Raw genomic sequence first — 25,590 nt, forward strand, 5'->3', positions numbered from 1 at the left:
TTACTCGTGACCACGTCACGCCCAATCGGGGAGGCGTCCGTGATCAAGGTGCTTCTGGTCGATGACGAAGACCTGGTGCGCTCCGGACTTCGCATGATTCTGTCCCGGGCCGGCGACATTGAAGTCGTCGGTGAATGTGACGACGGCTCGCTCGTCGTCGACCGGGTTCGCCAACTGCGGCCGCACGTCGTGCTGCTCGACATCCGCATGCGCACGACCGACGGCCTGTCCGCGCTGCGCAGGCTCCGCTCGCTGCCCGAGCCGCCCAAGGTGGCCATGCTGACCACGTTCGACATGGACGAGTACGTCAGCGAGGCGCTCCGGCTGGGCGCCAGCGGGTTCTTACTGAAGGACACCGAGCCGACCCAGCTGGTCAAGGCGGTGCGCGATGTGGCCCGCGGCGGCGCGGTGCTGGACCCCGGCGTCGCCGCCAGGGTGCTGGCCGCGGTCGCGCACGGTGAGCGGGCCGCCGAACCGGCCCGCAGCCTGCTCGGCAACCTGTCCGAACGCGAGCGCGAGGTGCTCGCGCTGATCGGCCAGGGCATGTCGAACGCGGAGATCGGCAGCGCGCTGCACCTGTCCGAGGCCACCGTGAAGGGCTATGTGTCCTCGGTGCTCGGCAAGATCGGCGCGGTGAACCGGGTGCAGGCGGCGCTGGTCGCCTACCGCGGTGGCCTGATCGCCTGAGGTGAGGAGGGTGGCGGGTCTCGCCACCCTCACTTCGACGGCAGCAGCGGCGGGTGGACCTCCACCCGGTTCCGCCCGTGCCGCTTGGCCCGGTACAGGGCCTCGTCCGCGGCGTCGAACAACTCGTCCAGGTTGGCCGGTCCGGCCGCCACGCCGATGCTCACGGTCGGCCGCTTGGTGCTGCCCAACACCATCGACCAGTCGTGCCCGTCCACCGCGGAGCGGATCCGCTCGGCCACCGCGGGACCGGCGTCCTGCCACTCGTCGGTGGCGTCCACCAGCAGCACCACGAACTCATCACCCGCCCAGCGGGCGACCACGTCGTCGGCCCGGCACTCCGCGCGCAGCAGCTGGGCGATCTCGCGCAGCGCGACATCGCCCGCGGCGTGCCCGGCGTCGTCGTTGAGGCCCTTGAACCAGTCCACGTCCACCAGCACCAGCCAGGGCACCCTGCCCTTGGCCGCGGTGCTCTCCAGCAGCAGCGGCGCGGCGCGCTCCAGGCCGAGCCGGTTGGACAGGCCGGTCAGCGGGTCGCGGGCGGCGGCCTCCTGCGCGGCCATCGCCAGCCGCTGGGCCTCCACCGCCAGCCGCCGCTGCTGCAACGCCTGGCCGAGGCCCTCCTGCAGGGTCTCCACCGCCTTGCGGCCGGAGGCCACGCTGCGGCGCAGCGCCTCGGACTCGCCCACGTAGTCGCCCAGCTCGGCGCAGATGTTGGCCAGGTCGAGGGAGAACCGCAGCAGCAGCGTGGTGTCGTTGATCTTCTCCGCCTCGGCCACCGCGCGGCTGGCCATGGTGCGGGCGTCGGTGAGCCGGTTCTGCGCGCGGCGCACGGTGGCCAGCACCCAGTTGCACATGGCCAGGCCCCAGCGGTCCTCGTGCGCGGCGGCCAGCCGCTCGGCCGCGCGGGCGGTGCGCTCCGCCGCGGCGATCTCGTTGATCCCGGCCAGCGCGCGGGCGTAGGAACCCAGCAGCGCCCGGTGCACGTACCCGGAGCCGGCCAGCTGCAAGCCCTCCCGCAGCAGCTCGCTGGCCTCGGCGAAGATCCGGCCGGATGCCTCCGGCGGGGCGTCCACCGCGCGGAAGTTCAGCGCCGCGCCCAGCCGTTGCAGGCAGTGCGCCAGGGTGTGCGGCTCGTCGGCCTCCCTGGCCACCTGGACGGACAGCCGCATCATGTCCAGGCTTGCCCTGCGGTGGCCGATGCCTTCGAGCAGGTAGGCCAGCATGCCGATGGTCTGCGCGGCGGCCGGGCCCTTGGGCGTCTCGGCGTCCAGCTCGGTCCAGCCGTCCGCGGCCAGCTCCAGCGCCAGCGGCAACCGGCCCAGCCGCCAGGCCACCACGGCCCGGTAGACCAGCACGGTCGCCCGGCGCCAGCGGTCACCGTCCTCAGCGGGCGGGGTGCGCACCACCACGTCGTCGAAGAGGGTGTTGGCTTCCACGACCCGGCCTGAGTCCAGCAGTATCCGCACCTCGCGGTCCTGCCGCGGGATGTCGCTTTCCTGCCGCGGGAGATCGACCCCCGTCACCGGATCGTCCTGCCTCACCGTGCCCTCGGCCTCCACCAGCTGGCCCGACTTCTCGACAGGCTACCGTCATCGTCGCTGCCCGTACCGCTCATGGTGCACAACGTCATCAAGCGGAAGCCTCTTGCGCCAGCCGTGCCGCTCCAGGTCCGGCGTCTCGGCGAGTCCTTGCACGGGACCCAGGCACAGCCAGGCCACCGGCCGCACCCGGCTGGGAATGCTGAGCAGCCTGCGCAGGAAGTCCTCCCGGTAGAAGCTGACCCAGCCCACGCCCCAGCCCTCGGCGGTGGCCGCCAGCCAGAGGTTCTGGATGGCCAGACATACCGAGTACAAGCCGGCGTCGGCGATCGCGTGCCGTCCGAGCACCGCCGGTGAGCCGCGGTCGGGGTCGTAGGCGACCACCACGCCGAGGCTGGACTCCAGCACGCCCTCCACCTTGATCCGGGCGAAGGTCTCCGCGCGCTCGCCCGAAAGGTCGGCCGCGAAGACCTGGCGTTCGGCCTGCACGTGCTCCTGGAAGGACCGGCGCAGCGCCCGATCGCGCACCACCACGAAGTCCCATGGCTGGCTCAGGCCGACGCTGGGCGCGGCGTGCGCGGCGGCGAGGATCCGGCGCAGGGTCGGTTCGTCGACCAGCTCGCCGGTGAACTCCGCGCGCACATCGCGGCGCCGGTGCAGGACCTCGTAAAAGGGGGTGTCCATCCGGCCGATCCTGCCTGACCGCCCTGCTGGGACCCCGGGCGGTCTCGGTGTTAATGGTGCGTAAATGAGCGGCTACTCACCGTCAAGATCGTGTTGGCGGTGGTCGTGGCGGGGCCGGGGACGCGGTGAGCTGGGGCGTGCTGTTCGTTCCGGCTTCCCAGCGCGCCGCGCGGCTGCCCCGGCTGGCCTGTGGTCAGGGCTCGGGGCTGGGGTTCGGCGCGGGTGTTGTGCTCACCGGGGTCGTGGTGCTCACCGCGGCCGATCCGGTGCTGTCCCTGGTCTTGGCGGTGCTGGTGGTCGCGGCGGTCTCCGCGGTGACCACGGTGCCGGGCGCGCTGCTGGTCGCGGCGCAGGGCTGGGGGCTGCACATCGGTTTCGTGACCGGTCATTTCGGCGAGCTCGCCTTCGACGAGCACGCCCAGTGGGCAGGCGCGCTGCTGCTCGCGGTGGCGGTGCTGGCCAGCGCGGCCGGGGCGGTGCTGCGGATGGCGCGCACCGCCCCTGGACTCAGCGCGCGGGCTTCGCCGGCCCCGGGTAGGGCAGCAGGGCCATCTCCCGCGCGTTCTTGATCGCGGTGGCCACCTCGCGCTGCTGGCTCGGGGTCAGGCCGGTCACCCGGCGGGAACGGATCTTGCCGCGGTCGGAGAGGAACTTGCGCAGCAGCGCGACGTCCTTCCAGTCCACGTGGAACACACCCTCGCGCAGCAGCAGGTTCGGCTTGCGCTTCAGGCCGGGGCGGCGCTCGAATCGGGCCATCGCTCTAGCTCCTCACCAGCTGGACTTGCGGACGCCGGGCAGTTCGCCGCGGTGTGCCATCTCGCGCAGCCGCAGCCGGGAGATGCCGAAGGCGCGGAAGAAGCCGCGCGGGCGGCCGTCGGCCACATCCCGGTTGCGCAGCCGGGTGGGGCTGGCGTTGCGCGGCAGCCGCTGCAACGCCGAGAGCGCGGCGGCCTGCTGTGCCGGCGTGGACTTCGGCGAGCGGATGGTCTCCTTGAGTTCGGCCCGCTGCTCGGCGTACCTGGCGACGATCTCGCGCCGCTGCAGGTCGCGGGCGATCTTGGACTTCTTGGCCATCAGCGCTCTTCCTTGAACTCGACGTGCCTGCGGATGACCGGGTCGAACTTGCGGATCACCAGGCGGTCCGGGTTGTTGCGGCGGTTCTTGCGGGTCACGTAGGTGTAGCCGGTGCCGGCGGTGGACCGGAGCTTGATGATCGGGCGGAGCTCGTTGCGGGCCATCAGACCTTCTCCCCTCGGCGGCGGATCTCGGCCACCACGGACTCGATGCCGCGCTTGTCGATCGTCTTGATCCCCTTCGCGGAGACCCGGAGGCTGACCCACCGGCCCTCGCTGGCCAGCCAGTAACGGCGGCGCTGGATGTTGGGCAGCCACCGGCGCGAGCTGCGCGCGTGCGAGTGCGAGACCTGTTTGCCGAAGCCCGGCTCTCGGCCGGTCACCTGGCAGCGGGCGGACATGCGCGACTCCTTCACGAAGCTGGGGGACGACGCAGTTGCTAACGACATCCATTTTCGTTTAACCGGATGCGAGAGTAGCCTGACGGAGACGACGATGGAAATCATTCCCAACTGGAGGCTGACGTGACGCCACCCCGCACCTCGTTGGTGCTGGTCGCGGGCCTGGCGGCCGAGCACGCCACGGCCGTGGCCGACCGATTCGCGGCCGAGCCAGGCACCGTGGTGCTGCACCACGACCTGCGTGAGGTGAGCCACGGCGTGGTGGTCCGGCGGCTGCGGCACGGCGCCCTGGACGCCACCGAGACCCTGGAGCTGGCCCACGGCTGCGTGTCCTGCACGCTGCGCGAGGACCTGCTGCCGCTGGTGCTCCGCCTCACGCAGGCCCCGGACGTGCGCCGGATCGTGCTGCACTGCGACCGCGCGCTGGAGCCGGAGGCGGTCTGCTGGGCGCTCCAGCACGTGGTCATCGACGGCCGCACCGTGGACGAGGTGGTCTACCTCGACGCCGTGCTCACCGTGGTGGACGCGGAGACCTGGTTCGCCGACGCCACCGGCGACCTGGAGCTGAGCGAGCGCGGCCTCGGCGCCAGCGCCGACGACGAGCGCACCATCGCCCAGGTCGCGGTGAGCCAGGTCGAGTTCGCCGACCTGCTGGTGCTCGCGGGCAGCGCCCCGGACGCCTGGACCGCGGCCCGCACCGACGCGGTGCTGGACCGGCTGGCCCCGCTGGCGCCCCGGATCCGGCTCGGCGACCTGGACCCGGTCCGCTGCCTGAACCTGGTGCCGGCCAACGCCCGGCGTGGCGAGATCGACGACGCGCACGCCCCGCTGCTGCGCGGCCAGCCGCCGCTGTCGGCCGAGTCGGGCGTGCAGGTCACCGTGTTCAGCCAGCGCAGGCCGTTCCACCCGGAGCGCCTGCACGAGGCGCTGGACTTCCTGCTCGACGGCGTGGTCAGGGCCCGCGGCCGGGTCTGGGTGGCCAGCCAGCCCGATGTCGCGCTGTGGCTGGAGACCGCGGGCGGCGGCCTGCGGATCGGCCACGCCGGTCCGTGGCTGGCCGCGATCGAGGACTGGTCCGGCATCGACCCGGACCGCCGCGCCATGGCCGACCTGAGCTGGGACCCCTACTACGGCGACCGCAGCCAGGACCTGTTCGTGCTCTCGCACACCGCGGTCCCCGGCGAGATCGTCGAGGCCCTGGAGTCCGCGCTGCTCACCGACGAGGAGCTGGCCGAGGGCCAGGAGGCCTGGCTGGCCTATGAGGACCCGTTCGGCTCCTGGCACGAGGACCCGTGCGACGACGACCGCGCGCCCACCGATGTGATCATCAGCAACCAGAAGGACGAAGCGTGAAAAAGGGCATCCACCCCGACTACCACCCGGTGGTCTTCCAGGACTCCTCGACCGGGATGACCTTCCTGACCCGGTCCACGGCCACCTCGACCAAGACCATCGAGTGGACCGACGGCAACACCTACCCGCTGTTGCTCGTCGACGTCACCTCCGACTCGCACCCGTTCTGGACCGGCGCCAGCCGGGTGATGGACACCCAGGGCCGGGTGGAGAAGTTCCGCCGCCGCTACGGCGACCGCGCGGACCGGAAGGCGGGCAACTGATGGCAGTCCCGAAGCGGCGGATGTCCCGCAGCAACACCCGCAGCCGCCGGGCGCAGTGGAAGGCCGAGGCGCCCGATCTGGTGCCGGTGGTGGTGAAGGGCAAGAAGATCCTGGTGCCGCGGCGGCTGGTCCGCTGGGCGCACCAGCAGAACGACTGAGCGGCTCGCCCGCCTCGCTCACGCGGGGCGGGCGACCTCGCCGTTGCCGTCCACCTGGACCGCGCCGTCGGGGGAGTCCCGCCACTGCTCGAACGGCTGGTCCAGGGTCCACCGGCCGTCCGGGCCCTTGTGCATGGTGCGGTGCTCGCAGTGCCGGGGGTTGGACAGCGACTCGAACAGCTCGATGCTCCACATGCACAGCCGCCGCACCAGCAGCCGCAGGGTCAGCCCGTGCGAGACGATCAGCACCGTGCGCGGGTGCGAGGGCTCGGTCTCCATCCGGCGTTCCAGGTCGGACATGAACCCGGCCACCCGGTCGTCCACGTCCGCGCCGGACTCGCCGTGCGCCAGCCGGAAGAAGAAATGCCCGAAGGCGTGCCGCGCCTGTTTCTGGCGCTCCTGCTCGATCGGGTCCTGCAGGTTGCCCCAGTCCTGCTCGCGCAGCCGCGGCTCGTGCACCACCCGCTCGAACAGCTCGTCCAGGTCCAGGTTGCGCAGCGTCTGCTGGGTACGCAGGTACGGGCTGACGTACACCGCGACCGGGCCGGGGCCCAGCGCGGCGCGCACGGCGGCCCGCGCGGCCCGCGCCTGCTCCTGGCCGCGCTTGGTCAGCGGGAGGGCATGGTCGGGCACCCGGCAGTACGCCATCTCGTCGACGTTGCCGAGGCTCTCGCCGTGCCGCAACAGAATGATCCGCACAACACCATCGTGCCCGGTCCGCACTACTCCAACCGGTCGAATATCAGGAATCTTGGCTGTTGATCCGGCTAAGCACCCGATCGGCCCGCACCCCAACGGATGCCCGCTGTTACAGTCCGATCGATATCTCGGACGGGAGTGTCACATGAGTTTCAGCGCGCCCGCTCGCGCGGCGGTGGTCGGCGGCGGCACCATGGGCGCGGGCATCGCGCACGTGCTGCTGGCCGCGGGCGCCAAGGTCACCGTGGTCGAGGCCGACGCCGACCGGTGCGCCGCCGCCCGCAACACCGTGACCACCTCGCTGCTCAAGGCCGAGGAACGCGGCAAGCTGCCGGCCGGCGTGGACGCCGAGGCCTGTGCCCGGCTGCTGGACACCGCCGACGACCTCAGCCTGCTCTCCCCGGAGACCGAGCTGATCGTGGAGGCCGTGCCCGAGCGGGTGGACCTCAAGCGCCAGGTCTTCGCCGCCGCCGCGGCCGCCTGCCCGCGCGCCGTGCTGGCCTCCAACACCTCCTCGCTGTCCATCGCCGCGATCGCCGCCGGACCGGCCGCCGACCGCACCCTGGGCATGCACTTCTTCAACCCGGTGCCTGCCCAGCAGCTGGTCGAGCTGGTCACCCACGACGGGCTGGCCGAGCGGCACCTGGCGCAGGCCAAGGACTGGGCCGAGGCGCTGGGCAAGACGGTGATCGTGGTCAGGGACTCGCCCGGCTTCGCCACCTCCCGGCTCGGCGTCGCGGTCGGCCTGGAGGCCATCCGGATGCTCGAGGAGGGCGTGGCCAGCGCCGAGGACATCGACACCGGCATGACCCTGGGCTACCGCTGGCCGATGGGCCCGCTCAAGCTCACCGACCTGGTCGGCCTGGACGTCCGGCTGGCCATCGCCGAGCACCTGGCCGCCGAGCTCGGCCCCCGGTTCGAGCCGCCGCGGCTGCTGCGGGCCAAGGTGGCCAGGGGCGAGCTGGGCCGCAAGACCGGCCAGGGCTTTTTCACTTGGCCGCCCGCTTAGGCTCTGCCGTGTGGGAGACGTGACGGTTCGGGACTACCGGTCCAGCGACGCGGACGCAGCCTGGCGGCTGCGCGGGGTGCCCTTCGGCGGGCCCAAGGAGACACCCGAGCTGTGGCGCGGGGAGACCACCTGGCGCGGGTTCATCGCCGAGACCGGCGGCGAGCGCACCGGGTTCGCCATGGTCCGGCCCTACCGGCAGTTCTTCGGCGGGCGCGCGGTGCCGATGGGCGGCATCGCCAGCGTGGCGGTGGCCCCGCAGGCCCGCGGCCGGGGCGTGGGCAGCGCGCTGCTGGAGCGGATGCTGACCGAGATGCGCGCCGACGGGCAGCCGATCAGCGCGCTCTACCCGACCGTGCCCGCGCTCTACCGCGGCCGCGGCTGGGAACGCGGCGGCGTGCTGGAGTCCATCGACCTGCCCGTGCACGCCTTCCAGGGCCGCCGCTCGAAGATCGAGCTGCGCGCGGCCACCGAGGCGGACATCCCGGCCATGCGGGACTGCTACCACCGGATGGCGCAGACCGTGGACGGCATGCTGGACCGGCGCACCAAGTCCTACCGGACCGCGGAGCTGCTGGAGTGCGACGCCTCGCTGGTCACCGACGGCGGCTACCTGCTGGCCCAGCCGGACCGCAAGAACCGGGTGCTGGAGGTGCCCGAGCTTCTCGCGGACACCCCGGAGGTCGCGCTCGGCCTGCTCGACTCGATCGGCTCCTGGACCGGCCTGCTGGACCGGGTGAAGCTGCACATCCTGGACGAGACCCTGCTCGGCGTCCTGGAGTGGTCCGGTTTGGACGGTCGCAAGCGGACCCAGCCCTGGCTGCTCCGGATCGTGGACCTGGCCGCCGCGGTGGCCGCCCGCGGCTGGCCCGGCGCGAGCCACATCGCCGACGCGGTGACCGACCTGGAGATCGAGGACCGGCACGCGCCCTGGCAGGCCGGGCGGCACCGGCTGGTGGTCAAGGACGGCGAGGTCGTGCTGGAGCCCGGCGGCACCGGCGCGGTCCGGATCACCGCCCGCGGCCTCGGCGCCTGGTTCTCCGGCTCGAACACCACCGCCGGACTGCGCAGGGCCGGGCTGCTCACGGGCGATCCCGAACACACCCGGCTGCTGGACCTGCTGGTAGGCGCACCGGGAACGGCCCGGATGGCCGACTATTTCTGACCGACCTGCCTAAGATCCGCGGGTGTTGATGCTGACCGTCCTGGAACTCGTCGGCATCGCGGTGTTCGCGGCCTCCGGCGCGCTGGCCGCGGTGCGGGCCCGGCTGGACGTCTTCGGCGTGGTCGTGCTCGGCATGACCACCGCGCTGGGCGGCGGCATCATCCGCGACGTGCTGCTCGGCCTGCACCCGCCGACCTCCCTGCGCACCTGGCCCTACCTGCTGGTTTCCGCGCTCACCGGCCTGCTGGTGTTCTTCTTCCACCCGCAGGTGGCCAAGCTGCGCCGGGCCGTGCTGCTGGCCGACGCGGTCGGCCTCGGCCTGTTCACCACCGGCGGCACCACCACCGCGCTGGCCCTCGGCGCCCCGGTCTACACCGCCTGCCTGATCGGCATGACCACCGGCATCGGCGGCGGCGCCCTGCGCGACCTGCTGCTGCGCGAGATCCCCACCGTGCTGCGCCAGGAGATCTACGCGGTGGCCGCGCTGGCCGGCGCGGTCGTGGTGGCCATCGGCTACCGGCTGAACCTGCCCACCGGGCCGACCGCGATCATCGCCGCGGCCATGATCTGCGGGCTCCGGGTGATCGCGCTCTGGCGGCGCTGGGACGCCCCAAGGCCACGCGAACGATAGTTATTGCTGGTCGGGGTTCAGCGTGCTCTCAGGCGGCTCTTAGGGAAACCGGTCACACTACCGATATGCGCATCCTCGTTGTGGACGACGACCGAGCCGTTCGGGAGTCGTTGCGGCGGTCCCTGCAGTTCAACGGCTACCAGGTCGAGCTGGCCAACGACGGCCAGCAGGCGCTGGAGGTGCTGGGGCACAACCGGCCGGACGCGATGGTGCTGGACGTGATGATGCCCAGGGTGGACGGCCTCGAGGTGTGCAGACGGCTGCGCGGCACCGGCGACGACCTGCCGATCCTGGTGCTCACCGCGCGGGACGCGGTCTCCGACCGGGTGGCCGGGCTGGACGCCGGCGCCGATGACTACCTGCCCAAGCCGTTCGCGCTGGAGGAGCTGCTGGCCAGGCTGCGCGCGCTGCTGCGCAGGGTCGGCCCCGACCAGGACACCGCACCGGCCGCGATGGCCGCGCTGCGCTTCGCCGACCTCGAGCTCGACCCCGGCACCAGGGACGTGACCAGGGGCGGGCGGCCGATCAGCCTGACCCGCACCGAGTTCTCCCTGCTCGAGCTGCTCCTGCACCACCCGAGGCAGGTCCTGACCAGGGGCCGCATCCTCGAGGAGGTGTGGGGCTATGACTTCCCCACCTCGGGCAACGCGCTCGAGGTCTACGTCGGCTACCTGCGCCGCAAGACCGAGGCTAACGGCGAACCGCGCCTGCTGCACACGGTCCGCGGCGTGGGCTACGTGCTCAGGGAGACCCCTCCGTGACCGAGGTGCCCACCGTGCGGGTCGGCCGGGACCGCGACTCGCACCACCCCCGCATGCAGCGGGTCACCCTGCGGAACCGGCTCACCCTCTTCGCCGCGGTCGGCGTGGGCACCGCCGTCGCGCTGGTCTCCCTGGCCGCCTACTTCACCGTGCGCACCAGCCTGTACAACGAGCTGGACGAGCAGCTGCTCAACCGGGCCAAGGTGGCCGCGGAGAGCTCGCTGTCCCAGGTGATCGAGCTGCAACGGCAGTCCCCGGCCGTGTTCGAGGCCATCGACCTGCGGCTGGGCGTGGTCCAGCTGCTCTCCGACGGCCGGACCCAGCTGTTCATCCCGCCGAACGCGCCAGGGGTGCCCTACGGCCCGGCCGAGATCGACGTGGCGGCCGGGCTGAAGCCGGACAACACGCGCACTGACAACCGCACCGACCAGCGGGTGGTCGCGGTGCCCATCGACCCGGGGTTCGCCCTGGTGATCGCCCAGCCGCTGCACCCGACCAGGGACACCCTGGCCCGGCTGGCCTGGGTGCTCTTCGCCGTCGGCGGCGCGGGCATCGTGCTGGCCGCCGCCGGTGGCCTCGGCGTGGCGCGCACCGCGCTGCGGCCGGTGGAGCGGCTGACCAAGGCCGCCGAGCACGTGGCCAGGACCGGTGACCTGCAACCGATCCCGGTCACCAGCGAGGACGACGAGCTGGCCAGGCTGACCAACAGCTTCAACGCGATGCTGGCCGCGCTGGCCGACTCCCAGGAACGCCAGCGCAGGCTGGTCGCCGACGCCGGGCACGAGCTGCGCACCCCGCTGACCTCCTTGCGCACCAACCTGGAACTGCTGGTCGCCTCGCAGCAGGCCGGCGCCAAGTACCGGCTCTCCGATGAGGACCGGGCTGAGATCTACGCCGACGTGCGGGCCCAGATCGAGGAGCTGACCACGCTGATCGGCGACCTGGTCGAGCTGGCCCGCGACGACGCGCCGTTCGTGGTGCACGAGTCGGTCGAGCTGGTCGACGTGGTGGAGCGCGCCCTCGACCGGGCCCGCCGCCGCGCGCCGGGCGTCAGCCTGGACATCCGGCTGCGCCCGTGGACCCTGGTCGGCGATGCCAACGCGCTGGAGCGGGCGGTGATGAACCTGCTGGACAACGCGGTCAAGTGGTCGCCGCCGGATGGCCGGGTGCGGGTCGAGCTGCGCCAGGCCGGGGCGCAGGCCGCGGTGCTGGAGGTCGCCGACAGCGGGCCGGGCATCGCCGAGGACGACCTGCCGCACGTGTTCGAGCGCTTCTACCGCTCCACCGAGGCCCGCACCCTGCCCGGCTCCGGGCTCGGGCTGGCCATCGTGAAGCAGGTGGCCGAGCGGCACGGCGGCACCGTCACCGCGGGCCGCGCGGCCGAGGGCGGCGCGCTGATGTCGTTGTGGCTGCCGGGAAACCCGTCGGAGACCTTCCACACCGACGAGTACCCGGCAGCCCCTGGCACCAGCTAGCCCTTGGTCGAGCCGAGTGTGAGCCCGGCGACGAAGTGGCGTTGCAGGGTGAAGAAGACGACCAGCGTGGGCACCGCGACCAGCAGCGAGCCGGCCGCGATCAGGTTGTTGTCCTTGAAGAACTGGCCGCCGAGGTTGTTCAGCGCCGAGGTGATCGGCATCTTGTCCCCGGTCTGGATCAGCACCAGCGCCCACAGGAAGTCGTTGTAGATCCAGGTGAACTCCAGCGTGGCCAGCGCGGCCAGCACCGGACGGCACAGCGGCAGGATCACCTGCCAGTACTGCCGGAACACCCCGGCGCCGTCCACCCTGGCCGCCTCGGTCAGCTCCATCGGGATGGTCTTCATGTAGTTGCTCAGCACGAAGACGCAGAACCCGGTCTGGAACGCCACGTGGATCAGGATCACGCCCAGCTGCGAGTCCAGCAGCGAACCGGACTCGCTGAGCCACTCCGGCAGCTCGATCAGCCGGTACAGCCGGTACAGCGGGGTGACGATCACCTGCTGCGGGAACAGGTTGCCCGCGGTGAACAGCATCAGCAGCGCCAGGTTGAACCGGAAGCTGAAGCGGGACACCACAAACGCGACCATCGAGCTGAAGAACAGCGTGATCACCAGCGCCGGGATGGTGATGATCAGCGTGTTCAGGTAGTAGTGCGGCAGCTCCGCCTGCTCCCAGGCCTTGCCGAAGTTGTCCAGCGTCAGCTCGGCCGGCCAGGAGAAGTAGCCGTTCTTGTTGGTGTCGTCGATGGTGCGCAGCGAGGCGAAGGCCGCCCACAGCACCGGCGCCAGCCACACCAGGCAGGTCGCCACCAGGAAGGTGTGCAGCGCGATCCGCCCGGCGCGCCCGGTGGCCGTGTTCGTCGTGCCGGTCACGGCCGATCCTCCTTGCGGAAGGTCTGCATCAGGTAGGTGATGATGAAGCCCATCGAGATCAGCAGCAGCACCACGGCCAGCGCCGAGCCCCAGCCGATCCGGCTGGCCTCGCCGATGATGTTGTCGGTGACCAGGATGGACAGCAGCTCCAGCCCCTGACGGCCCTTGTTGATGATGTAGACGATGTCGAAGGCCCGCAGCGCCTCGATCACGGTGATCACCAGCACCACGATGTTCACCGGCTTGAGCGCGGGGAAGGTGACCTGCCAGAAGGTCTGCCAGGCGCTCGCGCCGTCCAGCGCGGCCGCCTCCTTCAGCGAGGGGTCCACCGCCTTGAGCCCGGCCAGGAACAGCAGCATCACGTACCCGGCGTGCCGCCAGCCCGCCGCGACCAGCACCGCGTACAGGTTGATGTCCGGATCGCCCAGCCAGTTGACCGGGTGGTCGTTCGCGGTGCCCAGCAGGTTGTTCAGCAGCCCCTGGTCCGGCTGGTAGATCAGCTGCCAGATGAACCCGATCAGGGCCAGCGACAACATCATCGGCAGGTACAGCACGCTCTGGTAGACCCGGCCCAGCGCCAGCTTGCGGTCCAGCAGCACCGCCATGAACAACCCGAACAGGGTCGGCAGCACCAGCAGGAACACCAGCCAGATCAGGTTGTTCCACAGCGCGGGCCAGAACCGGGGGTAGGTGGTGAGGATGTCGGTGTAGTTCTGCAGCCCGACGAACCTGATGTCCTCAACCCCGCCGATGCCGTCCCATTCGGTGAAGGACAACAGGATCGAGCCCAGCGCGGGGAACCACACCAGGCCCAGGTGCAGCAGCGAGGGGATGCCGAGCATCACCGCGAGCACCACCTTGTCGGTGGCGGTGAACGCGCTGGCCCTGCGCCGCCTGCGTTTGTGCGGTGGCGCGCTCGTGGCGGCGGGCGCCTTGTCCAGAACAGTCATCGGCCTCAGCCCGTGAAGATGTTCTTGGCCTGGTCGGCCATGCCCTTGAGCACCGAGTCCACGTCATTGGGGTTGGTGAGGAAGGCGTTGATCCCGTTGATGGCCGCGTCGTTGGCGAAGCGCGGGTCGGTGTCGCGGTCCAGGAACTGGGTGATGTGCTTGGCCTCGGCGACGAACTTCACGCACTTCTTCTGCAGCTCGTTGTAGCCGCTGGTGTCGGCCTTGCCGCTGGCCGCGATGGTCACCGGGTCGGTCTTGAGGTAGGCCAGCTGCGCGGCCGGTCCGGCCAGGTAGGTCAGCAGCTTGCGCGCGCCTTCCTCGTTGCCGGGCTTCTTGGCCAGCATGAACCCGTCGATCGGGGCCTCGACGGTGTCGGTGCCGAAGGTCGGGTTGATCTCCGGGAAGGCGAAGAAGTCCAGGTCGTTCAGCTCGTTCTTCATCTGCTGACCGATCTGCTGGGCGCCGACGATCATCATGCCGCCCTTGCCCTGCTGGATGGTCTGCGCGGCTTCCTGCCACTCCCGGCCCAGTGGGTTCTCCTGGTACAGCGGCAGCATCCGCTTCCAGTTGTCGAAGACGTCGCGGACCTTCTTGCCCTGCCAGTCCTCCTTGCCGGCCATCAGGCTGACGTGGAACTCGTAGCCGTTGGTGCGCAGGTTCAGCTGGTCGAAGGTGCCCAGCTGCGGCCAGCCGTTCTTCTGCCCCACCGCCATCGGCGCCAGGCCGTCGCTCTTCATCTTGCCGCCGAGTGCGATCAGCTCGTCGAAGGTCTTGGGCACCTGGTAGCCGCGCTGCTGCCAGATGCTCGGCCGGTAGAACACCGCCCACGGGTAGGAGTAGAACGGCACGAAGTACTGCTTGCCGTCACTGCCGGTGGCCGCTTCCTTCTGCGCCGGGGTGAAGTTGTCGCCAATGGTCTGCCAGAGGTCGGACAGGTCCCCGGCCAGGTTCTTGGCCGCGAAGAAGCGCATCCGGTAGCCGGCGAACCAGGACCAGACGTCGTCCGGCCTGCCCTGCAGGTAGTTGTTGATCTGCTGCTGGTAGGTCTCGTGGTCCTTGGTGTTGATCTTGACTTCGAGGCCGTTCTGCTGCTTGAAGGTCTCCAGCACCGCGGCGATGCCCTCGCGCGGCACGGCGTCGGAGTAGTTGGAGCCGAAGGACACGGTCTTGCCGTCACTGGCGGAACCCCCGGAACCGCAGGCGGCCAGGCCGGGCACGGCGGCCAGCGCGGACGCGCCGAGCAGGCCCTTGAGCACGGTGCGACGGCCGAGCAGCGGGTTGGGCGGTAACGGTGAGTTGGCCATGGTGACTCCTGTCGCGGCTACCAAGACTTATCGAACTATTTCCAACAAAGTTGCGCACAATGTGGTAGCCGCCACAGGCCGCTGTCAAGGCCGAGAAGCCCCGGATCAGGCCAAGTGGAGCAAGAAGATGCCGGTTCGTTAGCAGGTTCAGATAGGTGAACAAGTCAAACAGGTATCAACAACCTCCGATGTTCGACTGTGTTTGACGTGTGCGGTTCTCGTAGGTCACCCTGGATGCCGCCAGCCGCCCACCCGTTACTCAGGTCACGAGCCGGTTCGGGGTGGTGCGTCGGCACGGGTCGCGACCAGGCGAGCCCGTATCGTGACTGGTCGCGATCAACCATCGCGACGCCCCGGCGGGCGGTGTCGCCGCGGCGCGGGAAGTGGGGTAGAGGTGCTCGCTCGGCAGCGGCAGGCGGTGATCCTGGAGGAGATCCGCCGCACCGGCGCGGTCCGGGTCTCCGACCTGGTGACCAGGCTCGGGGTCTCGGACATGACGGTCCGCAGGGACCTGGACGTGCTGGCCCGCACAGGTTTGGTGGAGAAGGTCTACGGCGGCGCCACCTCGGTGGTCGGGCGCAGCACCGACGAGCCCGGTTTCGAGGCCAAGTCGGTGCGCCAGCTGCCGGAGAAGGAGTCGATCGCCGCGCTGGCCGCCGGCATGGTCCGGCCGGGCACCGCGATCGGCCTGTCCGCGGGCACCACCACCTGGACCATGGCCCGGTTCCTGGACGACGTGCCGGACCTGACCGTGGTGACCAACTCGATCCGGGTGGCCGACGTGCTGCAGCAGCGCGGGCGCACCGACCGGACCGTGGTGCTCACCGGCGGGGTGCGCACGCCGTCGGACGCGCTGGTCGGCCCGGTGGCCGTGCAGGCGCTGCGCGCGCTGCACCTGGACGTGGTCTACCTGGGCGTGCACGGGATGGCCCCGCAGGCCGGGTTCACCACGCCGAACCTGAACGAGAGCGAGACCGACCGCGCGCTGGTCGACGCGGCCAGCAGGCTGGTCGTGCTCGCGGACAACACCAAATGGGGAACGGTGGGCATCTCCACGATCGCCGGCCTTGACGAGGCGGATGTGCTGATCACTGACGAGGGACTGGGCGCGGAGGCCCGGCAGGTGCTGGCCGAGCAGGTCGGCGAGCTGGTGCTGGCGCCGGTGTCCGCCCGGTCCGGGGACGAGGAGCTGGCGTGAGGCGCACCACGGCCAAGCTGGCCGACGGCCGCGAGATCATCTACTTCGACGACTCCCCGGAGGCCCCCGCGCGCACCGCGGTGGACACCAGGGACCTGCCGGAGCAGAAGCCGAGCTCGGAGATCCGCCGGGACCCGCTCACCGGCGAGTGGGTGGCCATGGCCTCGCATCGGCAGACCCGGACCTACAAGCCACCGGCCGACCTCTGTCCACTGTGTCCGACCACGCCGGGCCGCCCGACCGAGATCCCGGAGGCCGGTTACGACGTCGCGGTGTTCGAGAACCGCTTCCCGTCGCTGTCCCAGCACGTGCCGGAGGTTCCGTCCACTGTGGACGGTGTGCCGATGGCGGAGCGCCGTCCGGGCACCGGCCGCTGCGAGGTGGTCTGCTTCACCTCCGACCACAACTCGGCCTTCGCCGCGCTCACCCCGGCCAGGGTGCGCACCGTGGTGGACGCCTGGGCCGACCGCAGCGCCGAGCTGGGCGCGCTGCCCGGGGTCGAGCAGGTGTTCTGCTTCGAGAACCGCGGCGAGGAGATCGGCGTCACCCTGCACCACCCGCACGGGCAGATCTACGCCTACCCGTTCGTCACCCCGCGCACCGAGCGCATGCTGGCCACCGCCAAGGCCTACCGCGAAGAGCACGGAACCCACGTCCTCGGCGACCTGATCGAGGCCGAACTGGCCCAGCAGACCCGCGTCGTGGCCACCAGCGAACACTGGGTCGCCCTGGTCCCGCCGGCCGCCCGCTGGCCGGTCGAGGTCATCCTGGCCCCCCGCCGCCAGGCAGCCGACATCCCAGACCTGACCGAGCCCGAACGCGACGACTTCGCCACCCTGTACCTGGACGTCCTGCGCCGCCTGGACCACCTCTACGACCGCCCCCTGCCCTACATCGCGGCCTGGAACCAGGCCCCGGTGCACGCGCCGAGGGAGCTGTCCTGGCTGCACCTGCAGGTGTTCTCGGTGCTGCGGACCGCGGACAAGCTGAAGTACCTGGCGGGTTCGGAGTCCGGCATGGCGGTGTGGATCAACGACGCCACCCCGGAACAGATCGCCGAGCGCCTGCGCGCCGCCGGAACCTGAGCGGAACTCTCGGCGGAAACACAAGAGAGCCAAAGCTGGGTCTCAGCACGTTCTCAGGTCCGGGCCCCACAGTAAGTGCATGACCGAGAACACCCCCGGCGCTCCGGGCCCCAAGCCAGAGCGCCCGCAGCAGTCAGCCGAGGGCACCACCCCCGCGGAGCACACCCCGGACTCGCCATGGGCCGCCCCGCAACAGCGCGGCCTGGACTCCGGTTTCGGCGAGGCCCCCTCGGCAGCCCAGTCCGACTCCGGCGCGCAGCCGACCCCGGGCGGCCAGCCCAGCTTCGGCGCGCAGCCCGACTCCGGCACCGCGCCCGGCAGCCAGCCCACCCCCGGCAGCCAGCCCGCCCCCGGGAGCCAGCCCGGTTTCGGCGCAGCGGGCCACCAGCCCGGGTCCGGCTTCGGCGGCCAGTCCACCACCGGCCCCCAGCCAAGCCTCGGCGGCCACACCCCCGGCGGTCCCGGCGGCTACCCGCCGCCCGGCGGCCCCGACTACGGCGCCCCCCTGACCAACCCCCTCGGCGTCCCGGTGCAGACCGTGCAGCCGCAGCGCAAGGCGGGCGGGCGGGGCAAGCTCGTCGCCGGTGCGCTCGCGCTGGTGCTGCTCGGCGGCGCGATCGGTGGCGGCATCGGCGGCGCGGTCGCCTACAACCTCGCGGGTTCCTCGGCCCCGTCCTCCAGCAACTCGCTCAACGACCCCCGTCCGCCGGCCAGGGACATCAACAGCCCGGCGCCGCAGGGTTCGATCGAGCAGGTGGCGCAGAAGGTGCTGCCGAGCGTGGTGCAGATCAAGGTCATCGCCCCCGGCGGCGCGGGCTCCGGCTCGGGCGTCGTGCTCAGCAGTGACGGCATGATCCTGACCAACAACCACGTGGTCGAGGCCGCGGCCAACGGCGGCCAGATCACCGTGCAGTTCAACGACGGCCGGACCGCGACGGCCAAGATCGTCGGCAGGGACGCCACCTCCGACCTGGCCGTGCTCAAGGCCGACGGCGTCTCCGGCCTGACCGCCGCCGAGCTCGGCCGCTCCGACGACCTGCGGGTCGGCCAGCAGGTGGTCGCCATCGGCGCGCCGTTCGGCCTGTCCAGCACGGTCACCAGCGGCATCGTCAGCGCGCTGCAGCGCCCGGTGCGCACCGGCGACACCCCGGACCAGAGCACTGTGATGGACGCGGTGCAGACCGACGCCGCGATCAACCCCGGCAACTCCGGCGGCGCGCTGGTGGACATGCAGGGCAAGGTCATCGGCATCAACTCGGCCATCCGCACCGCCACCGGCTCGCAGCAGCAGGGCGGCTCGATCGGCCTCGGCTTCGCCATCCCGGTGGACCAGGCCCGCCGGATCGCGGACGAGCTGATCAAGAACGGCAAGGCCACCCACTCGCTGCTCGGTGTCGGCCTCGGCCAGCAGCAGCCCGGCGGCGGCCAGCAGCAGCAACAGCAGCAGGTCGCGGGCGCCACGGTCTCCCAGGTCACTCCGGGCGGCGCGGCCGACCAGGCCGGGATCAAGGTCGGCGACGTGATCACCAAGATTGACAACCGCCGGATCAGCGACGCCGACTCGCTGATCGCCGCGGTCCGCTCCTACGCCCCCGGCACCAAGGTCAAGCTGACCATCAACACCGGCGGCGGTGACCGCGTGGTCGAGGCGACCCTGGGCAGCCAGACCCTCGACAACGGCGGCCGCTGACCCCAAGACCCCCGGTCACAGCCACCCGACCGGGCTGATCCGCGGCGTCGAAGTCCCGCGAGCCCCTCTCGCGGAACTTCGGCGCCGCGGACGCATATCCACCAACACCCGGCGAGGAGAGCCAGCTAACGTGATCGGCATGGAACGCACCGCGCAGCGCCTGGGACGGGCATTGGTCGTGCTTGTGGACGACCGGGTGGCACAGGGGGAGCACGACGACACCACCGGTCCGCTGGTGGGCGAACTGCTCGAAGAGGCCGGTTTCATCGTCGACGGCACGGTGGCGGTGGCCGGTGAGGTCACCGACATCCGCAACGCGCTCAACACCGCGGTCATCGGCGGCGTCGACCTGGTGGTCACCGTCGGCGGCACCGGCGTCTCACCCCGCGACGTCACCCCGGACGCCACCCTCGGCCTGCTGGACCGGCCGATCCCGGGCATCGCCGAGGCCCTCCGCGCCTCCGGCCTTGCCGCAGGCGCCACCGACGCGGGCATCTCCCGCGGCGTGGTCGGCGTCTCCGGCAGCACCCTGGTGGTCAACCTGGCAGGCTCCCGCTCCGCCGTCCGCGACGGCATGGCCACCCTCACCCCGCTGGTCCAGTTCGTGATCGAGCAGATCAGCGGCCTGGAGGAGAGCTGACCACCCCAGAACCCGAGGCGGAACGCCCCCGCCCCGACGTGGCGGAAGTCTTCGGTGAGGTCCTCCCGGACACCACCTCCGACGAACGCGACCACCACCGCCCCAACCGCCACGACGACGACTGGTTCCTGGAGAACCGCCCACCGCACCACGACCGCTGACCCGGGACACCGGTAAGCGGAGGAGCTCGGCCAGCCCACAGCTGTTGGGCTGGCCGTTCTGTTGTGTGGGGAGGGGCGGTGCGGTGAGTGGGGCGGTGCGGTGAGTGGGGCGGTGCGGTGAGTGGGGCGGGCGGGGCTGGTGGCCCGGCGGTGAGTCGGCGGGCCGGGGTGGTGGCCCGGCGGTGAGTCGGCGGGCCGGGGTGGTGGCCCGGCGGTGAGTCGGCGGGTCGGGTTGGTGGCTCGGCGGTGAGTGGGCGGGCGGGGCTGGTGGCTCGGCGGGGGCTTGGCGGCTGGAAATGGGCTTGGCCGGTGCTCGATCGTGGTGGGCCGCGAGACGGGCGGTTGGGTTCCGGGCGCGGGTGGTCGATCACCGCACCGGGGTGACCGGGCGGTGCGACTGGGGGTGGGCAGCCGGGGTGGGGATGGTTTCTCGGCGCGGTGGCTGGCAGCGTCGTGGCCGGCCGGGCGGCGGGTGGTGGCTGGGCAGCTGGTCGGCGGGGTGGCCCGGCGGCGGATGGTAGGCGGGCAGTTGGTCGGCGGGCTGCTGGGCCGGGGCGGGCTCGTCGGCCGGGGGCTGGGCGGACCAGTGCTCGGCCGGGGCGGGGGCCTCGTCCTCGCGCGACTCGGGCTCGATGCGCTGGGTGCCGGGCGGCCGGTTGGCGGGGTGGTGACTGCCGATAGCCGGGCGGTGGCTGGGCGGCTGGATGGTGGGGTGGGTGCCGGTCCTGGCCGGGGCTGGGGTGGCCAGGACCGGGCAGGGGAGGTGGTCAGGGGGTCTTGTTCTGGTTGCGGAGCAGGTCGCGGATCTCAGTGAGCAGTTCGACGTCGGTGGGCTCGGCCGGGCCGGGTTCCTGGCCGCGCTTGCGGCGTTCCTGGATCTTCTGCAGGGGCAGGACCAGGAGGAAGTAGACCACCGCCGCCACGATGACGAAGTTGATCGCGGCGTTGATGATCTCGCCCAGGTTGATGAACGTGGCGTCCTTGCCCGGGATGACGCGGAAGCCGAGTCCCTTGGCCGGGTCGGAGCCGCCGACGGAGTTCACCAGCGGCTGGATGAGGTACTTGGTGACCGAGGTGACGATGGCGGTGAAGGCGGTGCCGATGACCACGGCCACGGCCAGCTCGACCACGTTGCCGCGCATCAGGAAGTCCTTGAAACCCTTGAGCATTAGCGCAGCGTAATCGCCACCGATCGGGTGAGTGACGAGGTGGCCACCTTGGCCGCGTCCTGCCTGGGTACCGCGATCAGGGCCATCCGGTGGCCGTCGGCGCCCTCAGTCTTGGGGCTGAGCACGGTCAGGACGGTGGCGGCCTCGGTGAGTAACTCGGGCGGATCGGCGGAGAAGACGTCCACCTTGGCGCCGGGGGTGAGCAGCTCGGTGACGGCGGGGTCGGACAGGCGGACCGGGACCGCAATGGCGTCCTTGCCCGCGGCCACGGCGGTCAGGTGCGGGCCGGTGAGGCTCAGGTCGGTGAGCGGTTCGCCGCGGCGGGCGGCGCGGGCCAGCAGGCGGCCCTGGGCGGCGGCGGGCTCGGTGAGGGCGCCGTCGGGGACGGCGTCGGCCGGGTGCTGGGACTGGCGGAGGTCAGCCGGGGTCAGCTGGGTGCCGGGGGAGAGGTCCTTGGCGGCGAGCAGGATCGGCATGGTGCGTGGGCCTGGGCCGCCTGGGCGCAGCAGCAGGACCAGGGCGAGCAGGGTGAGGCAGGCGGCGGCCAGCTTGCGCAGGGCCGGTGGCTTGGCCCAGGGCAAACGGGTCAGCAGGGTGCGGAGGCGGTCCCAGGGGGTGCGGTCGAGGGGCATGGCTCGACGTTAGGGCTGCTGGGAGCGGGGTGGGGGTGGCCGCCGGGGGAGCTGTGGACAACCCGGTTGCTGTGGATAACTCCGGGGTCAGCTGGCGGCGGAGCTTGTGGAGGTGGTGCTGGTGGAGGAAGATGCCGGGCTGCTCGACTCGGACTTGGCCGGGGAGCTGCTCGACTCCGACTTCGCCGGTGTGGCGGCCACCGTGGACGAGCCGCTGCGGCTGTCGGTGCGGTAGAAACCGCTGCCCTTGAACACGATGCCGACCGCGCCGAAGAGCTTGCGCAGCTTGCCGGTGCAGCTAGGGCACTCGGTGAGGGATGCGTCGGTGAAGGCCTGCACCGCCTCGAAGCGGTGCCCGCACTCGGTGCATGCGTACTGGTAGGTCGGCACGACAGTCCCTCCGCGAACAACTCCGGCTAGCACTCAGGTTGTGAGAGTGCCAACAAACATGATGCGCCAGCCGAGGGGGCGAGCGCAAACAGGCGTCGCTCACACCCGTTCGGGTAATACCACCAGTCCGCCATCCGGGGTCAGCGCGCCGGTCATCCGCACGTCGTGCGGCTCGGCGGGCAGCGCGGCCACCAGCTCCTCGTCCCGCACCACCGCCACCACCGGTACCCCGGCCCTGACCTGCGGCAACGACCGGTCGTAGTGCCCGGCCCCCCTGCCGAGCCTGGTGCCGGCCCGGTCCACCGCGAGCGCGGGCACCAGCAGCCCGGCCACCTCGGCCAGCGCGGCCACGCCCAGCCGGGGCCCGTTCGGTTCGAGCAGTCCGAAGCGGGCGGGGGACAGCGAGTCCGGTCCGGTGTACTCGGCCCAGTCCAGCGGCGCGGCCCCGGTGACCACCGGCAGCAGCACCCGGACTCCGCTCGCGCGCAGCGCGTCGACCATGGCGGGCGAACCCGGTTCGGCGCCGACCGGGACGTAGGCGGCGACCGGCCCGTCCAGCGCCGCCGCCCAGGCCACCGCGGCCGTGGTCAGCGCCGCCGCCTCGGCCGCCCTGACCGGGCCTGGCACCGCCTGCCGGGCCGCCGCCAGCCGGGCGCGCCAGTCGTTCTTCGAGGTCACCGTGCTCACAGCCGCTGACAATAGCGCCGGGCCAACCCGTATTTGAGGCGTCACGAAACGTGATTTCCGGCCCCCGTTAGGCTCGCTTCCCATGAGCTCGTCGAGCGCCTTCCGTACCGCCATCGTGCCTGCCGCGGGGCTGGGCACCCGATTCCTGCCGACCACCAAGACGGTTCCCAAGGAACTGCTGCCGGTGGTGGACACTCCCGGCATCGAAATGGTGGCCGCCGAGGCCGCCGAGGCCGGCGCCACCCGGCTGGTGATCGTCACCTCGCCCGGCAAGGACGCCGTGGTCAAGCACTTCGAGTCCCAGCCGGAACTGGAGGCCACGCTGGCCGCCAGGGGCAAGGACGCCCTGCTCGCCAAGGTCCGCAGGGCCCACGAACTGATCAAGGTCGAGACCGCGATCCAGGAGGAGGCCAAGGGCCTCGGGCACGCGGTCGGCTGCGCCGAGGGCAACCTGGACGGCTCCGACGACGCGGTCGCCGTGCTGCTGCCGGACGACCTGGTGCTGCCCACCGGCGTGCTGAAGACCATGGCCGAGGTGCGCGCCCGCCACGGCGGCAGCGTGCTGTGCGCCTTCGACATCCCGCGCGCGGAGATCTCCGCCTACGGCGTCTTCGACGTGGCCGACACCGACGAGGACGACGTCAAGCAGGTCCGCGGCATGGTCGAGAAGCCGAAGGCCGAGGATGCCCCGTCCACCTTCGCCGCGGCCGGTCGCTACCTCCTCGATCGGGCGATCTTCGACGCGCTGAAGCGGATCACCCCTGGCGCCGGCGGCGAGCTGCAGCTCACCGACGCGATCGCGCTGCTCATCGCCGAGGGCCACCCGGTGCACGTCGTCGTGCACCGCGGCAACCGGCACGACCTGGGCAACCCCGGTGGCTTCCTGCGGGCCGCCGTCGATTTCGCTCTCAAAGATCCGGAGTACGGCCCCGGCCTGTTGCAGTGGCTTCAGGGTCGGGTTGCCGCATCCTAAATGTCATGAGGTCAGTAGACGAGCAGCTCGCCCGCGTCCTCGCCGCCGCGGTGCAACCGTCACCGGTGCGGGTGGCCATCTCCGAGGCGCAGGGTCTGCTCTGCGCCGAGGAGGTCGTCGCCGAGCGGGCGCTGCCCGGCTTTGACCAGGCCGCCGTGGACGGCTACGCGGTACGCAGCGTGGACGTCCAGGGCGCGGCCACCGAACCGGTGGTGCTGCCGGTGGTCGGCGAGATCGCGGCCGGCTCCCGGCAGCCCAGCAGGCTCCAGCCCGGTCAGGCGGTGCGGGTGGCCACCGGAGCCCCGCTGCCCACCCTCGCCGACGCGGTGGTGCCGCTGGGCTACACCGACGGCCACCTCGCGCGGGTGTCCGTGCAACAACCGGTGCCCTCGGCCGCCTACGTGCGGCGCACCGGCGAGGACGTGCAGACCGGCGACGTCGCGGTCCGGCGCGGGGCGGCCATCGGCGCCGCCCAGGTCGGGCTGCTGGCCGCGGTCGGCAAGGACAAGGTGCTGGTGCACCCCCGGCCGAGGGTGTCGATCGTGTCCATCGGCGACGAGCTCGTCGACGTGGACCGCTCGCCAGGCCCCGGCCAGGTCTACGACGTCAACTCCTACGCGCTGGCCGCGGCGGCCAGGGACGCCGGCGCCGAGGTCAGCAGGGTCGGCATCGTCTCCAGCGACCTGCGCAGGCTGCGCGAGGTGATCGAGGGCAGGCTGTTGCTCTCCGAGATCGTGGTGGTGGCGGGCGCGGTCGGCGGCTCGGCGGGCACCGAGATCTGCGCGGCCCTGGCCGACCTCGGCGACCTGGACACCTGCCGGGTGGCCATGCACCCCGGCTCGGTGCAGGGCTTCGGCCGGCTCGGCCCGGACGCGGTGCCCACCTTCCTGCTGCCCGGCAACCCGATCAGCGCGCTGGTCGTCTTCGAGGTGCTGGTCCGGCCGCTGATCAGGGCCTCGCTCGGCAAGAACAACCCGCATCGGCGCACCGTCACCGCCCGGCTGGTCTCGCCGGTCAGCTCCACCAAGGGCCGCCGCGGCTACCTGCGCGGCACCCTGTTGCGGGACACCGAGACCGACGACTACCTGGTGCAGCCGCTGGGCACCGCGGGCGCGCACCTGCTGTCCTCACTGGCCGAGGCGAACTGCCTGATCGTCATCGACGAGGACACCGCGGACGTGCCGATCGGCGAGCCGGTCCGGGTGAGCTTCCTCGCGCAGCGCGGGTAGCCGGCGATGTCCGGGCCAGAGCCGGCCGAGCACGGCAGGCATCCCGGCTGGCCGGCGCGGCTGGGCCCGATCGTGACCCCGGCCGGGCACGTGGCGCTGCGCCCGCCCCGGCTGCGGGATGCGGGCGTGTGGAGCTCGATCCGGCTGCGCGACCGCCCGCACCTGGAGGACTGGGAGCCCAGCGCGTTCGGCGACTGGTCCGACCGCAACGCCACCTTCGCCTGGCCCGCCCAGTGGTACGCGCTGCGCACGCTCGGGCGGCGGGGCCAGGCGCTGCCGTTCGTGATCACGGTGAACGACCAGTTCGCCGGGCAGATCACCATCGGCAACGTGGTCCGCGGCGCGCTCCGCTCGGCCTGGCTCGGCTATTGGGTGAGCAGCTCGCTGACCAGGGGCGGGATCGCCACCGCGGCCGCCGCGCTGGTCGTGGACCACGCCTTCGGCCCGGCCGGGCTGCACCGGATCGAGGCCACCGTGCGGCCGGAGAACACCGCTAGCCTGCGGGTACTGGCCAAGCTCGGCTTCCGCCAGGAGGGCGTGTACCGCCGCTACCTGGACGTGGCCGGATCCTGGCGGGACCACCTCTGCCTCGCCCTGACCACCGAGGACACGCCCGGCGGGCTGGTCAACCACCTTGTGCACGAAGGACTGGCCTGGCCGCCCGGCGCACGCCTGTCCGGCGGCGGTCGTTAACCCCAACGGGGGACAGACAC

Annotated in this window: 31 protein-coding genes; 17 read left to right on the plus strand and 14 right to left on the minus strand. The window is 71.7% G+C overall.

Annotation, left to right across the window (positions count from 1 at the left end; genetic code table 11):
- The first annotated feature begins 39 nt into the window (after positions 1-39).
- Positions 40-687, plus strand: coding sequence for a response regulator (locus ACWDY5_RS15855; protein ID WP_086780697.1), 648 nt, complete (start codon positions 40-42; stop codon positions 685-687).
- A gap of 29 nt (positions 688-716) precedes the next feature.
- Here ACWDY5_RS15855 and ACWDY5_RS15860 read toward each other — a convergent pair whose 3' ends face one another.
- Together ACWDY5_RS15860 and bluB are read right to left on the minus strand one after the other, a co-directional pair.
- Positions 717-2,210: a diguanylate cyclase gene (locus ACWDY5_RS15860; protein ID WP_449722939.1), complete on the minus strand. Its 1,494-nt coding sequence runs from the start codon at positions 2,208-2,210 to the stop codon at positions 717-719.
- A gap of 66 nt (positions 2,211-2,276) precedes the next feature.
- A complete protein-coding gene (gene bluB / locus ACWDY5_RS15865) occupies positions 2,277-2,909 on the minus strand; it encodes a 5,6-dimethylbenzimidazole synthase (RefSeq protein ID WP_449722940.1) in 633 nt (210 codons plus the stop codon).
- A 137-nt stretch (positions 2,910-3,046) separates the two neighbouring features.
- On the opposite strand from bluB, the gene ACWDY5_RS15870 reads away from it, so the two are divergent.
- Positions 3,047-3,478 carry a hypothetical protein gene (locus ACWDY5_RS15870; protein ID WP_449722941.1) on the plus strand — a complete coding sequence of 144 codons (432 nt, stop codon included), beginning with the start codon at positions 3,047-3,049 and terminating at the stop codon, positions 3,476-3,478.
- On the opposite strand, the gene rpsR is transcribed toward ACWDY5_RS15870, so the two are convergent.
- Genes rpsR through rpmB form a run of 4 tightly spaced genes read right to left on the minus strand, consistent with a single transcriptional unit; the run spans position 3,417 to position 4,383 of the window.
- The gene (rpsR, locus tag ACWDY5_RS15875) at positions 3,417-3,665 is read right to left on the minus strand and encodes a 30S ribosomal protein S18 (RefSeq protein ID WP_252482459.1); all 249 of its coding nucleotides are present in this window, start codon (positions 3,663-3,665) and stop codon (positions 3,417-3,419) included. The genes ACWDY5_RS15870 and rpsR overlap by 62 nt on opposite strands.
- A 12-nt stretch (positions 3,666-3,677) precedes the next feature.
- Positions 3,678-3,983, minus strand: coding sequence for a 30S ribosomal protein S14 (rpsN, locus tag ACWDY5_RS15880; protein WP_449722942.1), 306 nt, complete (start codon positions 3,981-3,983; stop codon positions 3,678-3,680).
- Positions 3,983-4,147 (minus strand): 50S ribosomal protein L33, encoded by a 165-nt coding sequence (gene rpmG / locus ACWDY5_RS15885; RefSeq protein ID WP_252482461.1) that lies wholly within the window; start codon positions 4,145-4,147, stop codon positions 3,983-3,985. Before rpmG ends, rpsN begins: the two co-directional genes overlap by 1 nt.
- Positions 4,147-4,383, minus strand: a complete 237-nt coding sequence (gene rpmB / locus ACWDY5_RS15890) for a 50S ribosomal protein L28 (RefSeq protein WP_252482462.1) — start codon at positions 4,381-4,383, stop codon at positions 4,147-4,149. Before rpmB ends, rpmG begins: the two co-directional genes overlap by 1 nt.
- A 123-nt stretch (positions 4,384-4,506) precedes the next feature.
- On the opposite strand from rpmB, the gene mrf reads away from it, so the two are divergent.
- From mrf to rpmF, 3 genes are read left to right on the plus strand one after another with little or no spacing between them, the layout of a single operon-like run.
- Positions 4,507-5,736 carry a ribosome hibernation factor-recruiting GTPase MRF gene (mrf, locus tag ACWDY5_RS15895; RefSeq protein WP_449722943.1) on the plus strand — a complete coding sequence of 410 codons (1,230 nt, stop codon included), beginning with the start codon at positions 4,507-4,509 and terminating at the stop codon, positions 5,734-5,736.
- Entirely contained in the window at positions 5,733-5,999 is a 267-nt protein-coding gene (locus ACWDY5_RS15900) for a type B 50S ribosomal protein L31 (protein WP_449722944.1), read from the plus strand. The genes mrf and ACWDY5_RS15900 overlap by 4 nt, the downstream gene beginning before the upstream one ends.
- Positions 5,999-6,157 carry a 50S ribosomal protein L32 gene (gene rpmF, locus ACWDY5_RS15905; RefSeq protein ID WP_449722945.1) on the plus strand — a complete coding sequence of 53 codons (159 nt, stop codon included), beginning with the start codon at positions 5,999-6,001 and terminating at the stop codon, positions 6,155-6,157. Before ACWDY5_RS15900 ends, rpmF begins: the two co-directional genes overlap by 1 nt.
- An 18-nt stretch (positions 6,158-6,175) precedes the next feature.
- Here rpmF and ACWDY5_RS15910 read toward each other — a convergent pair whose 3' ends face one another.
- Entirely contained in the window at positions 6,176-6,856 is a 681-nt protein-coding gene (locus tag ACWDY5_RS15910; RefSeq protein WP_283662872.1) for a phosphoglycerate mutase family protein, read from the minus strand.
- A gap of 145 nt (positions 6,857-7,001) precedes the next feature.
- On the opposite strand from ACWDY5_RS15910, the gene ACWDY5_RS15915 reads away from it, so the two are divergent.
- From ACWDY5_RS15915 to ACWDY5_RS15935, 5 genes are all read left to right on the plus strand, one after another.
- Entirely contained in the window at positions 7,002-7,865 is an 864-nt protein-coding gene (locus ACWDY5_RS15915) for a 3-hydroxyacyl-CoA dehydrogenase family protein (protein WP_449722946.1), read from the plus strand.
- Positions 7,866-7,875: 10 nt separating this feature from the next.
- A complete protein-coding gene (locus tag ACWDY5_RS15920) occupies positions 7,876-9,027 on the plus strand; it encodes a GNAT family N-acetyltransferase (protein WP_449722947.1) in 1,152 nt (383 codons plus the stop codon).
- Between the two features lie 25 nt (positions 9,028-9,052).
- Entirely contained in the window at positions 9,053-9,658 is a 606-nt protein-coding gene (locus ACWDY5_RS15925; RefSeq protein WP_449723085.1) for a trimeric intracellular cation channel family protein, read from the plus strand.
- A 65-nt stretch (positions 9,659-9,723) separates the two neighbouring features.
- Complete coding sequence (locus ACWDY5_RS15930; protein WP_449722948.1) at positions 9,724-10,419, plus strand: response regulator transcription factor; 696 nt, start codon at positions 9,724-9,726, stop codon at positions 10,417-10,419.
- On the plus strand, positions 10,416-11,894 hold the full coding sequence (locus ACWDY5_RS15935; RefSeq protein ID WP_449722949.1) for an ATP-binding protein: 1,479 nt from the start codon (positions 10,416-10,418) through the stop codon (positions 11,892-11,894). Before ACWDY5_RS15930 ends, ACWDY5_RS15935 begins: the two co-directional genes overlap by 4 nt.
- On the opposite strand, the gene ACWDY5_RS15940 is transcribed toward ACWDY5_RS15935, so the two are convergent.
- The 3 genes from ACWDY5_RS15940 to ACWDY5_RS15950 are packed head-to-tail and all read right to left on the minus strand — an operon-like array spanning position 11,891 to position 15,023.
- Positions 11,891-12,769: a carbohydrate ABC transporter permease gene (locus ACWDY5_RS15940; protein ID WP_449722950.1), complete on the minus strand. Its 879-nt coding sequence runs from the start codon at positions 12,767-12,769 to the stop codon at positions 11,891-11,893. The two genes, ACWDY5_RS15935 and ACWDY5_RS15940, sit on opposite strands and share 4 nt — an antisense overlap.
- Positions 12,766-13,719, minus strand: a complete 954-nt coding sequence (locus ACWDY5_RS15945) for a carbohydrate ABC transporter permease (RefSeq protein ID WP_449722951.1) — start codon at positions 13,717-13,719, stop codon at positions 12,766-12,768. The genes ACWDY5_RS15940 and ACWDY5_RS15945 overlap by 4 nt, the downstream gene beginning before the upstream one ends.
- Before the next feature lie 5 nt (positions 13,720-13,724).
- On the minus strand, positions 13,725-15,023 hold the full coding sequence (locus ACWDY5_RS15950) for an ABC transporter substrate-binding protein (RefSeq protein ID WP_449722952.1): 1,299 nt from the start codon (positions 15,021-15,023) through the stop codon (positions 13,725-13,727).
- Positions 15,024-15,417: 394 nt separating this feature from the next.
- Between ACWDY5_RS15950 and ACWDY5_RS15955 the strand changes: the two genes are divergently transcribed.
- The 4 genes from ACWDY5_RS15955 to ACWDY5_RS15970 all read left to right on the plus strand — a co-directional run bounded on the left by ACWDY5_RS15955 (position 15,418) and on the right by ACWDY5_RS15970 (position 19,636).
- Positions 15,418-16,221: a DeoR/GlpR family DNA-binding transcription regulator gene (locus tag ACWDY5_RS15955; protein WP_283662879.1), complete on the plus strand. Its 804-nt coding sequence runs from the start codon at positions 15,418-15,420 to the stop codon at positions 16,219-16,221.
- Complete coding sequence (gene galT / locus ACWDY5_RS15960; RefSeq protein ID WP_449722953.1) at positions 16,218-17,306, plus strand: galactose-1-phosphate uridylyltransferase; 1,089 nt, start codon at positions 16,218-16,220, stop codon at positions 17,304-17,306. The genes ACWDY5_RS15955 and galT overlap by 4 nt, the downstream gene beginning before the upstream one ends.
- Before the next feature lie 79 nt (positions 17,307-17,385).
- On the plus strand, positions 17,386-18,996 hold the full coding sequence (locus ACWDY5_RS15965) for a trypsin-like peptidase domain-containing protein (protein ID WP_449722954.1): 1,611 nt from the start codon (positions 17,386-17,388) through the stop codon (positions 18,994-18,996).
- Positions 18,997-19,135: 139 nt separating this feature from the next.
- Positions 19,136-19,636, plus strand: a complete 501-nt coding sequence (locus tag ACWDY5_RS15970; RefSeq protein WP_247762970.1) for a MogA/MoaB family molybdenum cofactor biosynthesis protein — start codon at positions 19,136-19,138, stop codon at positions 19,634-19,636.
- A 928-nt stretch (positions 19,637-20,564) separates the two neighbouring features.
- Here ACWDY5_RS15970 and mscL read toward each other — a convergent pair.
- From mscL to ACWDY5_RS15990, 4 genes are all read right to left on the minus strand, one after another.
- The gene (mscL, locus tag ACWDY5_RS15975) at positions 20,565-20,966 is read right to left on the minus strand and encodes a large-conductance mechanosensitive channel protein MscL (RefSeq protein ID WP_449722955.1); all 402 of its coding nucleotides are present in this window, start codon (positions 20,964-20,966) and stop codon (positions 20,565-20,567) included.
- Positions 20,966-21,598 carry an SAF domain-containing protein gene (locus ACWDY5_RS15980; RefSeq protein ID WP_449722956.1) on the minus strand — a complete coding sequence of 211 codons (633 nt, stop codon included), beginning with the start codon at positions 21,596-21,598 and terminating at the stop codon, positions 20,966-20,968. Before ACWDY5_RS15980 ends, mscL begins: the two co-directional genes overlap by 1 nt.
- Positions 21,599-21,685: 87 nt before the next feature.
- The gene (locus ACWDY5_RS15985; protein ID WP_449722957.1) at positions 21,686-21,988 is read right to left on the minus strand and encodes an FmdB family zinc ribbon protein; all 303 of its coding nucleotides are present in this window, start codon (positions 21,986-21,988) and stop codon (positions 21,686-21,688) included.
- 99 nt (positions 21,989-22,087) lie between these two features.
- On the minus strand, positions 22,088-22,675 hold the full coding sequence (locus ACWDY5_RS15990; RefSeq protein ID WP_449722958.1) for a 5-formyltetrahydrofolate cyclo-ligase: 588 nt from the start codon (positions 22,673-22,675) through the stop codon (positions 22,088-22,090).
- A gap of 82 nt (positions 22,676-22,757) precedes the next feature.
- Here ACWDY5_RS15990 and ACWDY5_RS15995 point away from each other — a divergent pair, with 82 nt between their 5' ends.
- The 3 genes from ACWDY5_RS15995 to ACWDY5_RS16005 are packed head-to-tail and all read left to right on the plus strand — an operon-like array spanning position 22,758 to position 25,570.
- Complete coding sequence (locus tag ACWDY5_RS15995) at positions 22,758-23,648, plus strand: UTP--glucose-1-phosphate uridylyltransferase (RefSeq protein WP_449722959.1); 891 nt, start codon at positions 22,758-22,760, stop codon at positions 23,646-23,648.
- A gap of 5 nt (positions 23,649-23,653) precedes the next feature.
- Positions 23,654-24,877, plus strand: coding sequence for a molybdotransferase-like divisome protein Glp (gene glp / locus ACWDY5_RS16000; protein ID WP_449722960.1), 1,224 nt, complete (start codon positions 23,654-23,656; stop codon positions 24,875-24,877).
- Between the two features lie 6 nt (positions 24,878-24,883).
- Positions 24,884-25,570, plus strand: a complete 687-nt coding sequence (locus ACWDY5_RS16005) for a GNAT family N-acetyltransferase (RefSeq protein WP_449722961.1) — start codon at positions 24,884-24,886, stop codon at positions 25,568-25,570.
- Positions 25,571-25,590: the final 20 nt, after the last annotated feature.

This window comes from Crossiella sp. NPDC003009, assembly GCF_053591555.1.